A 15,941-nucleotide genomic window follows, 5' to 3' on the forward strand; every position below is an offset into this window, starting at 1 on the left:
TGAACGAACTTCTTTTAGAGAAATAGTTAAAAAGTTAAAGTCGAACACAGAAACACTTCCAATTAATAAGTGTCTCTGTGTTTGACTTTTTTAATCTTTAAATAAAACGGGCGATTAATTGAAGTAATTGTTGTGGCAAGGTAGAAATATCTGAAATATCAACAAAATTATTTTCACCATATAAAGCCCGCAACTGTTCCTTATCCTCACCAATCGCACAAGCAATAAAGAGAATGCCCTTTCGCTCATAGTCAGCTAACACGTTTTGGATATCTTGCCGAGCTTTTTCTCCAGTATAATCCGGTAATGCTTTCGGTTGTCCGTCGCTGATGGATAATAAAACTTTTGTATCCGCTGCTTGATGACTCAATTTTTCTGCTAATAATCGCAAAGGTACACCATCACGATTGTTTTGACGCGGCTTCATTGTAGACAGCTTTGCTGCTATGAAATCATAATTATCATCGAATTCCTTATAGGAGTATATCGATGTTTTTTCTCGCTGGCTAAGATCAGCAGAATCGCCATAAAGCATCAAAGGAATATTTGTCTTCTCGGCAAATAAACTTAGTGCAACAGCTGCTAATTTAGCATTTTGAATCCGGTCATCTCGCAGCATCGAACCTGATTCGTCGACACGGACGGCTAATGCCAATGATGGATTTTCACTTGGTGGATTTTTCTTGTCAAAATTCCGCAGATCACCATAGGCCACATGACTTGGATTAAAACGAGCCCCATAGTATTTGCCACTAGAAAAATCATTACTTACCTCTTTAGTCAGGAGGTCATTGATCACGCGACTTAAGCTTTCAACTTCTGGTAACACCTGCTGCGTTAATTCTTGACCGTTTTTGATGGCTGTCTCATTAATTGTTGGTCGATGAAGAATCGTTCCTTCCTTTGCATGAATTGTTTCCTTCAAGCATTCACGGATCTCGCGATTCAGTTCTTTTCGCTTCGCTTTATCGATTTCGGCCATTTCATCTAATGACATAGCAGAGCCGATTTTTTCTTCTTCATCAAATGAAGCGGAAGTACTTTCGGCTTCGACATCATTTCTGGTAGCATCATCAGGAATTTCTATAGAATCCGGTTGTTTTTCTTTTTCCGAAGCAACTTCTTCTGGCTTTGCTTTTTCCTCGTTTTCTACAGAGCCTTCAGTCTCTATCGCTTCATTTTTTAACGTTGCCTCTTCCGCCTCTTCTACGATATTTCGTTGGTCGGCTTCCGCTTGGCTGATTTTTCTGCCTTGCTTTAATTTTTGCTGATTTTTTACTTGTTGAAGTTCTGTTAGTAATCTACTTTGTTCTAAAGCATCTTGCAATATCTTTAATTCATTCTCATCTGTAGTCAACTTATACAGGACTTTAGGAAAAATACTCTCCAAAGGATCTTGTCCCTGCTTCAAGCTATTGACCCAAAAGAAATAGGAACGCATACCAGCAACCCCTTTGATTGCATTGGCTTTAGCTGTTTCATCTAATAATCGAATGATTTTAGCCATAATTTCCAGGTAATCATAGTCAGTAAAATTCGTTTTAGCCATTGCCCGGTCAATCATTACTTCAATAGTAGGCAGGTCCATTTTTTCTGCATGCTGCACCCGATCCCGCAAGGATTCGTTTAGCGGGCGGTTTCCTTGATAATTGCGATTGGTAGTGATGATAACGACACAATCAGGGTGTCGGCGAATGATCCCAGTTGGTATATTCAACAATCCGTTTGGCTCCAAAGCTGAGTTCAATGCAACCAAAACGGAAGCGTCACGAATAACTGTCGGTTCTTGGATTTCTAGCAAATAGCCCTTTTGCATTGCCCGAACGATTTCTGAGGGATAAAATTTATACTCAACACTTGTAGTATTATCCGCTTGATCGATTCGTTCGATTAGTTTACTTAAGCGTTCCTTTGCTTGGTTCGCATCAATTTGAAAGTGAGTTGCAATTACTGATAAAACTTCTTGTAAAGAATCCGTTTGATATATAGCTTCCAATAATTCTTGATCTTCATCGCTATCTGTTGAAACAACTGGCAATAGGGCACCGAAGACATCCGTTTTGTCCATATCAGCAAAACAAGTGACTTTGGTATACGGAAGCTGCAAATCATCTGATAAAGCTCGTGCCAGCTGAGTTTTGCCAGATCCGGCGTCTCCTTCTAGGAGCACATTCATGATCTTCATTTCAGGATCGAGCCAATTGTTTTTGATTTCTGATGCGATTCTTACTTCTTCCTGACTCGTTTTGTGACTAGCCGGTTTGCGCCAAATCATCTGTTCTTCTACTTTGGTAAACTTTCGTCCATTTGTAACGGCAAAAGAATGATCCATCCTTTCTCACCTCTTCCTTTGTTTTAGTAGCCTAGTTCATCCAAAAGACGTTTCAAGGTGCGATAACGCTGTGCAATCAAATCGCCATCTTTATTCATTGTATCGTTGAATAAAATGATATCTTCATCTATTTTTGGATTTTCTGTGTCAACTTGAACTTCCATCCGTCCTCCTTGTAGGCCGATAATTTCTACCTTAGGATTTTCAGGGTCATAAAATTTCTCATAGCGATAAGCATCTTGCAAATAGATACTTGATTGCGCTACTAAGATTGCCAAGTCCAAAATTCTCGTAATGGGTAATTCTTCTGATTGTCGGGACCACTTTTCACCAGTATGACGCCAAACTTTTCCAGAAATATCCACGCGGCCGCGATCGTTCCATTGTGCTAAGCCTAGCGTTAACCCTTTGGCGTCACTATCCCAGGCATGATGTCCGTCGATTTTATCATAATTTTCAACCAGAAAAACTGGTTTATGCTTTAAGTTAGTAGGGATTTTCATTGAACTTCCTCCTAGTCTGTTTCATTCATTGAATAAGTTTCTAATAATCGCACTAGTAATTTAGTAAATTACTAAACTACTAATGAAAAAAGAATACGAAATAAAACAAGTTTTTGCAACTAACTCCTACTAATGCATTCATTTTTTAAAACCCGAAAAAAAGAGTTTTATCTTCGTTGCGTGTACCATCAAACTAAACGGTTCTATTGAGATTTTGTGGGAATCGTTGTTCTCCACTTGTGCTGTATAAACTGTGAAAAGTTAGACTGGCAACTAACTCTTACTAATGTATTCATTTTTTAAAACCCGAAAAAATGAGTTTTATTTTCGTTGCGTGTACCATCAAACTAAACGGTTCTATTGAGATTTTGTGGGAATAGTTGTTCTCCATTTACGCTGAATAAACTGCGAAAAGTTAGAATGGTAACTAACTCCTACTAATGTATTCATTTTTTAAAACCCGCAAAAAATGAGTTTTATTTTCGTTGCGTGTACCATCAAACTAAACGGTTTTATTGAGATTTTATAGAGAATATCATTTTTTCGTTTGTGTTATGTTGAACTACGAAAAATACTACAAAAAAACCGACTGCCATATACCTTCGCAATGGAAAGATATAGGACGGTTCGGTTTTCTTTTTGTTAGTTTTTTTCTAAACTTGTTATAATCAATGAGCGGATAATTACTTCGCAACACCAAGAGCGATAGCTTTATCACCTAAATGAGTGCCGATTACTGGTCCAAATGTTCCGATTTCAATTGTCGCATCTGGATATTTTTTGCTTAGCTTTTCATATTCTTGTTGAGCCAACTCAGGATTGTTTCCATGGATTACGAAGATTCGTAAATCATGACCATTTTCCTGACGACGTTCTTCGATGATTTCTTCCGTACGTTGTAAGGCTTTTTTTAATGAACGAATTTTTTCTGCTAAAACAATCTTGCCATCTTCAAAGGTAAGGATTGGTTTGATTTTTAATAACCCACCAATAATCGCTGCGCCGTTCGTCAAGCGTCCTCCGCGAACCAAGTTGTCTAGATCGTCTACGATGATGTATGCATTAGTAGTGTCACGAATCTCATCAATCGCTGCCAATACTTCATCCAGTGATTTTCCTTCATCGCCTAACTCCAGTGCTTTTTCTACCATATAGCCCATAGGAACACTGGTGATTTTTGAATCATATGGAATGACCTGCAGTCCATCGATATCTTCTTTGATTGCTGTCAATGTGCGGACAAAACCAGAGATACCTTCAGACAAATGAATACTGATAACAGTATCGTAGCCCTGCTCCTTGATTGAGCGATACAATTCGAATACTTCGCCAAGTACTGGTTGCGATGTTTTCGGGAAATCCTTGCTGGTTTTCAATTTCTGATAAAACTCTTCATATCCAATATCTACCCCTTCTTCAAAAGGTTGATCATCTATGATGACCGGAATCGGAATAATAAATAAATCTTTATGATTGCGTATGCGTTCATTCAGATAGGCGGTACTATCTGTCACGATCGCTAATTTCATAATAGTTTTCCTCGTTTCAATCAAAATTTACAATAATTATAATATAGCACACTCATAGATTCATGGGAATCAAAAATCCAGTTACTTCCCTAAAAAGTCTTGAACCGCTTGAGCGTTTTGAGCAGTATCGACAGCTAATGCGCTGCCGGCATTCGCTGTATCAATGTAAGACCATGAACCATCAACGGGTAAAGTCAAGCGTTCGATTCCACCGACGGTTTTAGCAAAGTTGAATAGATTTCCTAATACAAACATGTTTGGCATGTCTGTCGATAAGTATCCCCAAATCTTTCCAGCTGCGTAAGGACCGCGTAATAAGACTAGTGGATTCTTTAATTGACCGAAGACAGATTGCATCACTTGCTGTTGTCTTCGAACACGGCCAAAGTCTCCTTCTTCATCCATTCGAAAACGAGCGTAGTTCAACAAAGTGTGTCCATTCATTCGTTGTGGGCCTTTCGTGATCGGCTCGTCAATATACGCACTCATATCCTTTTCAGCATCAATTTGTACTCCTCTTGGAAAAAGAGCATCAACACCTTTTTCAAATGTTTGGAAATCGACCATCGCATAATAGCGGCAATCAATTCCAAAGTTTTCTTTCAAGGTCTGTCGCACCAAATCTGCGCCGCCATAAGCGTAAGCCGCGTTCAGTTTATTTTCACCAACACCAGGGATATTAACATACATGTCCCGCATGAAGGAAACTAACTTAGGTTTGCCGCGACCATCAACCTGCAGCACCATCATAGAATCAGAACGTCCACTGATATTGTCCCGAGTATCGCTGCCTAAAAGCAGGATATTTTTTGAGCCGTTTTCTGATGCTGCACCATTAAATTCTTGTGTCTCCATTTTCGGCATAGAAGAATCAGTCTTGGCAGCAATATTCCCAACACCAAAGGCTACAACAGAATAGCCTAAGAGTGCGACTAAAATCATCACTAAAATTCTTTTCCAGCTGCGCTTTTTCTTAGGTTTCTGTTCATAGGGGTTTTTAGGTTTTCGTTTAAACGGATTTTTGATAGCCGGAAGCTTAATATTTGGCCGCTTCTTTTTGGATTCTTGATAATGATCCTCATAATAGAATTCTTCTTCTGGCTCTTGATGAGATTCTTCTACTTTTTCGTAATGAATGTCTTCAAAATCCCTTTTTTCTGTTTGCTTCTCTTTCTTCATCTCACGACGAAAGCCAAAAGGTTTTTTCTCTTCCTTTTGACTCTCCTCATGAATTTTTTTATATTTATCCATTCGGCTCATAGTGCACCTCTTCATCTTCATTGCTATTAGTATAAAAATAGCAAATCATCAAGAGTTTGTCTTATTTTTCACCAAAAAAATTAGAAAACCTTAACTACTAAGATTTTCTAAGATTCGGAAAATATGTTGGATAATTACCAATTAGAGTTACCGTAAAATGTTCCTCTTCAAATTGGCGTAAGACCCTCTGTAGCTTTTCTTGTTCAGGAGTTTCAAGATCAATAATAAAGAAGTACTCGCCTAATTTCGTTTTTTGAGTTCGCGATTCGATCTTTGTCAAATTAAGCTTCTCAGCTGCAAATATCGCTAAACACTGATACAGTGCCCCTGGATGGTCTGCAGCTAGATCAAATAAGACCGTCGCTTTGTTAATTCCTTTTTCTAAACTGCTGTTCAACGGTTGATTGCCCATTACCCAAAACCGTGTTTCATTTTCGCTGATGGATTGAATGTTTTCCTGTACGATTGTTAATCCAAATTGTTCCGCGGCTGCTCTTGAACCAATTGCTGCGTAACGTTTTTCTGGATGGTCTGCGACTTTTTGAGCACCCTGTGCAGTTGATCCCATTTGTTCAATAGTGACCGTCGGGAAATGATTCATCAGAAACACTTGGGACTGTGCCAAAGCCTGCTGGTGACTGCAAATTAATTCTGTATCCTGCCAAGAATTTGCATGGGCTGGATGCACCATCAATTGCTGCTGGATCGGCAAAATAATTTCTGCTTGAATTGTCGGCAGTGTCTGAAAGATCAAATCCAGCGTGGGTAATACTGAACCTTCGATTGTATTCTCGATTGGAACCACACAATAGTCTAAGGTTCCTTTTCTTTGCTCTTCAAGTAAGGCAGTCAAAGAATCATAAGGAGATAAAACCGTTTCCTCGAAAAAATTTGCCGCCGCACTATAAGTAAATGACCCTCTAGGTCCTAAATAGCCAACTTTCATTAGGAGATAACCTCGACTTGTCGAAGGATTTCACTAACGATCTCCGCAGGTGTTTTTTCTGAAGTGTCTACGGTAATTTTAGCCAATTTTTCGTAGAGCTTTTCTCTTGAAAAGAACAATCGTTTTAAATCGCCATCATCATTTTTTATGGCCAAAGGACGGATGTTTACCTTGTCTTCACGAATTCTTTTTATAAGAACATTCGCGTCAGCCTTTAAATAGACGACTAATTTATCGGCCAAGACTTTTTGATTTTCTTTTTGTAAAATGACGCCGCCGCCAGTGGCGATGACTGTCTCTTCATTTAGCGCTTCTTTTAAAAGCTTCGTTTCGTGCTCACGAAATGAAGCTTCCCCATGTTCTTCAAAGTATTCACTGATGGGTTGGCCGATCCGTTCAACTAAGATATCATCCATGTCTACCGAACGAGCGTTTAATGCAGTACTAAGTTCTTTACTGACAGTCGTTTTCCCGGCTCCCATAAAACCGATCAAGACAATTGATTTCATAAAACATTCTCCTTTTTCGTTTTCCTGTGAAAAGTTGGACTGAACTTTTTTGATAATGCTCGATTCAGTTATAAACCTTACCGCCAACATTTCCTCTGCTAATCTTCGATCAATGACTGTAAATCTGTGAAAAAGTTTGGATAAGAAATGTTAATCGCTTTTGGATTATTCAATTCAACGACATCATCTGTTAATAATGCGGCAATCTGCAGCATCATTCCAATTCGATGATCGCCATGACTATCGACATTTCCGCCATGTAAAGGTGTTGGTCCATGAATAATTAATCCATCGTCAGTCGTTTCGATCTTGGCACCTAATTTATTCAGCTCCTGAGCGGTAGCATCAATTCGATTCGTTTCCTTGACCTTCAATTCCTGAGCATCGCGGATAATGGTTGTCCCTTCTGCCTGAGTTGCTGCTAGGGCAATGATTGGCAATTCATCAATCAAACGTGGAATGATTTCTCCACTGATTTCTGTTGCCTTTAATGGCGCAGTCTTGATTAATAAATCCGCTGCTTGATTTTGCTTATCTAAAGCGACTTGTTTGATATTCGCGCCCATCTTTTCTAAAACATCTAAAATACCAGTACGGGTCGGATTGATTCCCACATGATTTAATTGCAGATTGCTATCTGGCAATAAACTTGCCGCTACGAGATAGAAGGCAGCTGAGGAAATATCTCCTGGAACGGTTACTTCCTGTCCGATTAATTGTTGCCCGCCCGTTACAGTAATGGTTTTATCAGCTACTGAAATAGTGCCGCCGAATTGTTTGATCATTTCTTCTGTGTGATTGCGTGATTTTTCTTTTTCAATAATAGTGGTTGTTCCTTTTGCTTGTAGTGCAGCAAAGAGAATCGATGATTTTACCTGTGCGCTCGCAATCGGCATTTCATAGGTGATCGCTGATAATTCACTGCCTTGTATGTCGATTGGTGGAAATTCACTGCCATCTTGCCCTTGCAAGTTGCCCCCCATTGATCGTAATGGTCCCATAACCCGTTCCATTGGACGCCGATTCAATGACGCATCCCCTGCAATTTTTGAAGTGAATGGTTGTCCTGCTAAAATTCCCAAAACCAAACGCATCGTTGTGCCGGAATTTCCTGCATCTAAGATTTCTTTAGGCTCTTGCAACTGCTCGAACCCTTTTCCCTCGATGAAAATATCTTTTCCGTCATCATGAATCGTTACACCTAATGCTTTAAAAACTGCAATAGTACTCATACAGTCCTCTGCTCTTAAAAAATTATGAACGATTGTTTTTCCATGACTGATTGCCCCAAACATAATACTACGGTGAGAAATCGATTTATCTGCTGGAATAGTCAATGCTCCAGTGAGACCTGCTTTTGTTTTTAATAATTTCATTTGTTAGCTCCTTCTGCGACACCGAAAATCTGCTTCTTCAATTAACAACTGCCCTTTTTCCAAGTCTGCTTGATTTTTAAAAGAAAGCTCTAAAACGCCGAAAATATCTTCTCGCGTTTCTTGGATTTTCAAATTGATAATAGAGATGTTGGCTTCACTTATGATAGTCATTACTTTAGCGATTGCTCCGGCGATATCTGGAATGTCGATGTAAAGATCGTAGAATGCCGGAATGACCCCGTGATCCTTGGTTGGTAAATGATCGCGAGAATGCTTTGCCTGACTAAAAAAGTCGTAGATGGCTGGCTGATCTTCCTGAACTAAGCTATCACGGATTTTGGACATTTCATCCTGCCAGTCGGAAATTAAATCTAGTAAAATTTCACGATTGGTTAATAAAATATCTGTCCACATTTGCGGATCGGATGAAGCAATTCGCGTAATGTCACGAAAACCTCCAGCTGCGAGCTGTGTTGCTCGTGGATGCTCTTCTGTTAGTTGATCACTCATTTTTACCAAACCTGATGCCACGATGTGTGGTAAATGACTCAAAACACCAACAATCTCATCGTGAGAATCAGGTTCGATCACAACAAATTTTGCCCGCGTCGGCTCTAGTAATTCCATTAAGGGATCGACATCTGCTCCTTCAGGTGGTGTCAAAATGTAGTAAGCTTCTTCAAAAAGATTCGGATTTCCTGCTTTGACTCCTGATTTATGCGAGCCCGCCATTGGATGCCCGCCGATGAAAGTAAACGGCAGACTCTGCGCCAATTTCATGACTTCATTTTTGGTGCTGCCGGTATCAGTAACAATCACTGACTCTTTTAGCGGCAAACGTGCCAACTCATGTAAATAGTGCAGTGTAGATAGAACGGGTACGGCTAAAATGATGACATCCATCTCAGGTGCTCTTTCAATAGAAGCAATGTGATCAACCAGTTCAACTCCACGAGCGATTTCACGAGTTTCAGGCGAATAATCCCAGCCAAACAACTCGATCGTTGGATTTTTAATTGCTCTGCAAAGTGAAGCGCCGATTAAACCAAGTCCTAAGACGAACACTTTCTTTCTCATAGACGTACCCTCTTTCTTAAAAGTTTTTGATTGCTTCACGGTATTCTGCTACTGCTTGTTGCAGCTCATCAATGGTATCTGACGAGAATTTTTCTAGAATTTCTTCTGCAAGAACGGTTGCCACCACATGCTCTGCTACGACAGATGCCGCGGAAACAGCTGTGCTATCGGAACGTTCAACGCTGGCTTTATATGGTTCTTTGGTGTCAATATCGACACTCATTAATGGTTTGTATAGTGTAGGAATCGGCTTCATAACGCCGCGTACGATGATTTGTTCACCATTGGTCATCCCACCTTCGAACCCGCCAAGATGATTACTTGTCCGACTGTAGCCGTTATTCCAAACGATCTCATCCATAACCTTTGAACCTGGTTGGTGAGCTGCTTCAAATCCAATACCGAACTCAACGCCCTTGAAGGCATTAATGCTTAACATGATTTGCGCGATCTTTCCATCAAGCTTTCGATCCCATTGGACATAGCTGCCAAGACCTGCGGGAACATTGTCGGTCCTTACTTCGACGACTCCGCCGATGGTATCTCCGGCTTTTTTGGTTTGATCGATTAATTCTTTGACCGCTTCTTCAACCGTTTCGTCTACCATGTTTACTTCAGAAGCAGCTGTTTTGGATTGAATTTCCGATACACTCATTTTTTCTGGTACGGTAGCTTCTATGCCGCCTAGTATGGCCACGTGGCTTGCGATCTCGATATCTACAGCAGCTAAGATTTGTTTCGCCAGTGCGCCGACAGCTACTCGCATCGTTGTTTCACGAGCAGATGATCGTTCCAAAACATTTCGCAAGTCGCTGTGATGGTATTTCATGCCACCAACGAGATCGGCGTGTCCTGGACGTGGTTTTGCCACTCGACGTAATTTTTCTGCTTTTTCTTCGACTGGTTTAACCGACATGACTTTCTGCCAGTTTTTCCAGTCACGGTTTTCTACGATCATGGTGATGGGTGAACCTAATGTTTTGCCATGTCGCACGCCTGATGTGATACGGATCTGATCTTTTTCAATCTTCATTCGGCCACCACGTCCATACCCACCTTGTCTGCGAGCTAATTCTTGATTGATGGCTTCAACGGAAAGTGTTAGTCCTGCTGGAACACCTTCAATAATTGTAGTTAATTCTGGTCCATGAGATTCTCCAGCTGTTAAGTAACGCATAAATGACTACTTCCCTTCTATTAAAAAGTCTTTGATTTCAGTTAATTTGATTTTTTGAATGCGAGCCTGACCGATTTCATCTAGTAGGATGATATTTAAACTTTCGCCCCGCGCTTTCTTATCATGGGTGATCGCAGAATAGAATTTCTCCGCTTCCCACGGCTGATAAGCATTCGGCAACCCGTATTTTTGATTCATCGCCTTGATTTCATCTGTGATACCCTTTGGCGAAAGTCCTTTTTCTTCTGCTGTTTGAGAAATTTGTACCATACCGATTGCGACAGCTTCACCGTGGCTAATTTTTCCATAGCCGGCAGTGTTTTCAATCGCGTGTCCGATAGTATGTCCAAAGTTCAGCAGTAGTCGGGAACCATTATCAAATTCGTCCTCTTCCACGACGGTTTTTTTCACGTTTAGCGCCTTTGAAATGATCGCTTCACTATGCTCCAGCAGATCTTGGAGTCCTGTTAGTTTCTCAAGATCCTGCCATAGTGAAGCATCACTGATCGCGCCGCATTTAATGATTTCCGCGATACCTTCACGTACGCGTAACTCCGGTAACGAGTTCAAGGTCTCCGGATCGATCATGACACCATCCGGCTGTGCAAAGGTTCCGATCATATTCTTGGCTTTACTTGAATTGACTGCTGTCTTCCCGCCAATACTAGAATCGACTTGCGCCAGTAAAGACGTGGGAATCTGCACAAACGCGATGCCTCGCATATAAGTTGAGGCAACAAAGCTTGCCAAGTCGCCAACGACACCGCCACCCAGAGCGATGATAGCATCGCTGCGGGTGAATTGTTGATCGGCTAGAAATTCATAGAGATTATTAGCCATGGTTAGAGATTTGCTGCTTTCACCAGCTGGTACGGCATAGTGACAGACCTCATAGTTAGTTAACTGATGACGGATTTTATCGCCATAAATCGGATAAACATTCTCATCGCTGATGATGGCGATTTTTTTATTTTGCCAAAGTGAGGCGATCCATTCACCGACGGAATCTAAGGCATGGCGTCGTACGATAATTTCGTAAGTTTTTTCTGGTAGAACAATTTCCATGAACGTTTCCCCCTGATTAGATAAGTGACGTTTCTTTGTTTAAGTCTTTGATTTTTTTCATTGCATCAACCATAACTTCAACTTCACTCATCATTTGCAAGTAATTTTTCTCATTCAATGATTGTTCTCCATCTGACCAAGCGTGTAATGGGTCTGGATGAATCTCCACGATCATTCCATCAGCTCCAGCTGCTACTCCGGCGCGAGCCATTGGTGCAACTAAGTCCCAAACACCTGTACCATGACTTGGATCAACGATAATTGGGAAGTGACTCAATTTTTTAATCAATGGCACAGCACTTAGATCAAATGTGTTTCGTGTAGCTGTTTCGTAAGTTCGAATACCTCGTTCAATGAAGATAATGTTTGAATTGCCTTGAACAGCAATGTATTCAGCGGCGTTTAACCATTCTTGGATCGTACCTGAGATCCCACGCTTCAAGCCAATTGGTTTGCCAGTTTTACCAACTGCTTCTAATAGACGGAAATTTTGCATGTTGCGAGCACCAATTTGGATAATGTCCGCGTATTGACATACAACATCGATATGGGCTTCATCCATCACCTCTGTTATCACTTTCAAGTCATGAGCGTCAGCGGCTTTACGCATGATCTTCAAGCCTTCTTCACCTAATCCTTGGAAAGCGTATGGAGAAGTCCGTGGTTTGTAAGCACCGCCGCGTAAAATTTTCGCTCCGCCAGCTTTTGCCATCCGTGCCGTTTCCATAATTTGTTCTTCGCCTTCAACGGAACAAGGACCAGCCATCGTTACGAAACTTCCGTCACCAATTTTTACTCCGTCAACGTCAACGACTGTATCTTGTGGATGGAATTCTCTTGATGTGATCTTGTAGGTATTTGAAATCGCCACTGCACGTTCAACTACACTGTAGGCTTGGAATGGTACATTCTGGATAATCTTTGGATCTCCTAAAAGACCAAGAACTAAACGATCTTTCCCATGATTGATTTGTACGCCTAACCCTTCTTCTTTGATACGAGATAAAATTGGGGATAATTCTGATTCTTGAATTCCTTTTTTAATAATTAAGATCATAATAATAACTTCCTTCACTTTTTATTTTTTAATTTCGTTTTCCAATAACGGTTGGATTTGATCGACTGGCATTTCCTTGCCTGTCCATAATTTAAAGGCGGCAGCTCCTTGGAATAACAGCATTCCTAAGCCATTAACAGCAGTTGCTCCAGTCGCCTTCGCTGCTTTTAAAAGTTTCGTTTCACCAGGATGATAGATGACATCGAAAACTGGCAAATCTTTTCTTAATACTTTTTCATCTGGAATTGGCATTTGATCGATATTAGGTGCCATACCAATATTGGTTGCGTTGATCAATAAGCTGCTTTTCGCTATCGCATCAGTCAATTGCCTTTCATCCGCTAAATCGTGTAATTGAATGTGACAGTTCGTTTCCTCTGCGATCATTGCCAGCTTTGGTTCAATTTTTTGATAGAAATCATCTTTGATGTTAAAAACATCAATGGCTGCTACTCCATCAATCGCCGCTTGGGTGATAATGGCAGTCGCCGCTCCACCAGCTCCAAGAATCGTCATTCTTTTGCCGATGATGTCAATTTTGTTTTGTTTCAGGCTTTCCATACAGCCAATTCCGTCTGTAATGTGTCCGATCAGCTTCCCATCTTGATTTACAATGGTATTGATCGCTCCGATTAATCGAGCGGCCTGACTAAGCTCGTCCATATGTTTGACAGCTTCCATTTTGTGAGGCATCGATAAATTGACTCCCAACATTTCAAGATCACGAATGGCTTGAATACTTTCGCCAAGTCTTTCTGGCTGAACATCGAAGCTTAGATAAACGGCATCCACCCCTGTTGCTTGAAACGCTGTTGTGTGCATGATCGGTGAAAAGCTGTGTCTTGCAGGCAGTGCATATAACCCGGCTAATCGTGTCTTTCCTGAAATTTCATTTTCCATCTTTCCTCACTCCTTCATTTTTTTCTTTTTTTGTTGCTTGTTATAACTCGCAGCTAGCTCGACTGATAGAAATTCATTTTTCTAAAACCGAGAAAAATGAACTTATTCTCGTACGCCTAACATCCAACTAAATTTCTTGTTCAAAAATTGATTTTTGATACTATTAATTTTCATCAAACTCAAAATTCTGCGAAAAGTTGGACTGACAAAAAAGGCCCACTGTAGAAAATCTACAATGAGCCTAGTCTCCCAAAAAAATACCAAAAGAAAAGCCACTATAGATTTTCATCTATGTGGCGTTAAGTCGAACTTAAAATCCTTAGCCATCATAGATACAAACTTGTTGTCGTTTGCATCCATGAACCATGAACACAAACCTATCTAAAATAGCTAAAGTAATAATTATTCAGTTGTGTGTGCGTACTCTTATTCTTATTCATAAAATTCGCTCCAAACTGATTTAAGATTGAACTTAGTATAGATTTGTTTTTCTCATAAGTCAACCCATTATTCTAATTTTCTGTAAAAAAAATTTTTTTACATTACTTCAGCTACTGTGTCACTCTCTTCAAATAGCAGGAATAGATCCGCCAATGTCATGCGTTTCTTCTCTTCGCCACTGATATCCTTAATGATCTCCCCTTTTTCCATCACGATCACGCGATCGCCGTAATGCAAAGCATCCTCCATTTTATGGGTGACCATTAAACAGGTGAGATTTTCTTCCTTGATTCGTTGATCGGTCAAAAGCATTAATTGCTTCGCGGTTTTCGGATCAAGTGCAGCTGTATGTTCATCTAGTAATAGTAAATCTGGTTTTGTGATTGTCGCCATCAATAAACTTAACGCTTGACGCTGTCCGCCAGAAAGGAAGCCCGTTGGTGTATCGAGATGATTCTCTAGCCCATTTCCGATCAGTTGGCAGAGTTCGCGATACATTTCCTTCTTTTGATTCAGCTGGCGTTGCCGCAAATGGCGTTTTTGTCCACGTTTTTCTGCTAAACCTAAGTTTTCTGCCACGGTCAAACGAGGAGCGGTGCCCATTTTTGGATCTTGGAAGACTCGGGCAATCGAGGTCGCTCGTTGTTCTTCAGAAAGCTTAGTTAAATCCTTGCCCATCACCGAAACTGTTCCATTGTCCAATTGCAGACTGCCGGAAATGCTGTTAAATAATGTACTCTTTCCTGCACCATTTCCCCCTAAGACTGTAACGAATTCCCCAGGAGCGATCGTTAAGCTGACATTATTTAAAATCTTGCGTTTGTCGTTCATGCCATTACTGATGGTTTTGCTGGCATTCTTTACTTCTACAGCGTTCATCTGACTACTCCCCCTTTTCTAATCCAGTCTTCAGGTTCAAGGCTTCTTTTAAGCGTGGAATCATCAAGCACAATGCCAAAATGATTGAAGAGAAAATCTTCAAATAGGTGGTATCTAAACCAGCTTTAATGATGACTAAAATTAATAATTGATAAATGATACTGCCTAAAACAATCGCAACTAACCGTTCAATGAAGGTCACTTCTCCGTACAAGACTTCTCCGATGATAATGGAAGCCAAACCGATAACAATCACACCAACACCTTTACCGATATCGGCATAACCGTCATTTTGGGCAATCAATGCACCGGATAAAGCGATCACGCCATTTGATAAGGTTAGTCCGATGACTTTCATGCGGTCAGTGTTGATACCAATTGAACGTGCCATATTTTCATTATCACCAGTCGCGATGTAGGCTTGACCGAAATCAGTAAAGAAGAAAAACAATAGCAGGCCTACGATAATTATGATTGCGATTAGCCCTAATAGGACGATATCAAAATGATCCGGCAGATTTAAATTCGTAAAGAAGTCTTGGATCTTAGGTTGTTTTAGTAAGGAAAGATTGGGTGTTTGCATAATAAACAGCATCACCGAGTTTAATCCCGACATAACGAGTATTCCAGCAAGAATGACCGGGATCTTTCCTTTTGTATACAGCATGCCGGTAATAAAACCTGCGCACATTCCAGCGACGATTCCTAACAGGGTCGCAAAAATTGGCGATACTCCGTTTGTAATTGCCGTTACACAGACTGCACCGCCTAACGGAAATGAACCTTCTGTTGTCATATCTGGGAAATTTAAGATGCGATAGGTCATGAAAATACCTAATCCTAAAATCCCCCATAGAAATCCTTGTCCGATTGCTGAAATAATCATCTGT

Annotated in this window: 14 protein-coding genes; all 14 read right to left on the reverse strand. The window is 40.6% G+C overall.

The window, feature by feature from the left end; all coding sequences use genetic code 11:
* Window positions 1–97 precede the first annotated feature (97 nt).
* The 14 genes from IGI52_RS03670 to IGI52_RS03735 all read right to left on the reverse strand — a co-directional run bounded on the left by IGI52_RS03670 (window position 98) and on the right by IGI52_RS03735 (window position 15,937).
* Window positions 98–2,332 (reverse strand): AAA family ATPase, encoded by a 2,235-nt coding sequence (locus tag IGI52_RS03670; RefSeq protein ID WP_438780514.1) that lies wholly within the window; start codon window positions 2,330–2,332, stop codon window positions 98–100.
* Between the two features lie 23 nt (window positions 2,333–2,355).
* On the reverse strand, window positions 2,356–2,835 hold the full coding sequence (locus IGI52_RS03675; RefSeq protein WP_016180252.1) for a DUF6530 family protein: 480 nt from the start codon (window positions 2,833–2,835) through the stop codon (window positions 2,356–2,358).
* Window positions 2,836–3,518: 683 nt separating this feature from the next.
* Window positions 3,519–4,364 (reverse strand): DegV family protein, encoded by an 846-nt coding sequence (locus tag IGI52_RS03680; protein ID WP_016180251.1) that lies wholly within the window; start codon window positions 4,362–4,364, stop codon window positions 3,519–3,521.
* A gap of 81 nt (window positions 4,365–4,445) precedes the next feature.
* A complete protein-coding gene (locus IGI52_RS03685) occupies window positions 4,446–5,624 on the reverse strand; it encodes an LCP family protein (RefSeq protein WP_438780515.1) in 1,179 nt (392 codons plus the stop codon).
* 97 nt (window positions 5,625–5,721) lie between these two features.
* Window positions 5,722–6,570, reverse strand: coding sequence for a prephenate dehydratase (gene pheA, locus IGI52_RS03690; protein ID WP_438780516.1), 849 nt, complete (start codon window positions 6,568–6,570; stop codon window positions 5,722–5,724).
* On the reverse strand, window positions 6,570–7,079 hold the full coding sequence (locus IGI52_RS03695; protein ID WP_438780517.1) for a shikimate kinase: 510 nt from the start codon (window positions 7,077–7,079) through the stop codon (window positions 6,570–6,572). The genes pheA and IGI52_RS03695 overlap by 1 nt, the downstream gene beginning before the upstream one ends.
* Window positions 7,080–7,177: 98 nt before the next feature.
* A complete protein-coding gene (gene aroA, locus IGI52_RS03700; protein ID WP_438780518.1) occupies window positions 7,178–8,455 on the reverse strand; it encodes a 3-phosphoshikimate 1-carboxyvinyltransferase in 1,278 nt (425 codons plus the stop codon).
* A gap of 3 nt (window positions 8,456–8,458) precedes the next feature.
* Entirely contained in the window at window positions 8,459–9,532 is a 1,074-nt protein-coding gene (locus IGI52_RS03705; protein WP_438780519.1) for a prephenate dehydrogenase, read from the reverse strand.
* Between the two features lie 16 nt (window positions 9,533–9,548).
* On the reverse strand, window positions 9,549–10,709 hold the full coding sequence (gene aroC / locus IGI52_RS03710; RefSeq protein WP_438780520.1) for a chorismate synthase: 1,161 nt from the start codon (window positions 10,707–10,709) through the stop codon (window positions 9,549–9,551).
* 6 nt (window positions 10,710–10,715) lie between these two features.
* On the reverse strand, window positions 10,716–11,774 hold the full coding sequence (gene aroB / locus IGI52_RS03715) for a 3-dehydroquinate synthase (RefSeq protein ID WP_438780521.1): 1,059 nt from the start codon (window positions 11,772–11,774) through the stop codon (window positions 10,716–10,718).
* Between the two features lie 16 nt (window positions 11,775–11,790).
* Entirely contained in the window at window positions 11,791–12,831 is a 1,041-nt protein-coding gene (gene aroF / locus IGI52_RS03720; RefSeq protein WP_049219406.1) for a 3-deoxy-7-phosphoheptulonate synthase, read from the reverse strand.
* A 21-nt stretch (window positions 12,832–12,852) separates the two neighbouring features.
* Window positions 12,853–13,731, reverse strand: a complete 879-nt coding sequence (aroE, locus tag IGI52_RS03725) for a shikimate dehydrogenase (RefSeq protein WP_304569850.1) — start codon at window positions 13,729–13,731, stop codon at window positions 12,853–12,855.
* A 537-nt stretch (window positions 13,732–14,268) separates the two neighbouring features.
* On the reverse strand, window positions 14,269–15,051 hold the full coding sequence (locus tag IGI52_RS03730) for an ABC transporter ATP-binding protein (protein ID WP_127979084.1): 783 nt from the start codon (window positions 15,049–15,051) through the stop codon (window positions 14,269–14,271).
* A gap of 4 nt (window positions 15,052–15,055) precedes the next feature.
* A complete protein-coding gene (locus tag IGI52_RS03735) occupies window positions 15,056–15,937 on the reverse strand; it encodes an ABC transporter permease (RefSeq protein WP_127979085.1) in 882 nt (293 codons plus the stop codon).
* Window positions 15,938–15,941 lie beyond the last annotated feature (4 nt).

The organism is Enterococcus sp. DIV0187 (assembly GCF_051713785.1).
GTDB classification, from domain to species: domain Bacteria; phylum Bacillota; class Bacilli; order Lactobacillales; family Enterococcaceae; genus Enterococcus_A; species Enterococcus_A avium.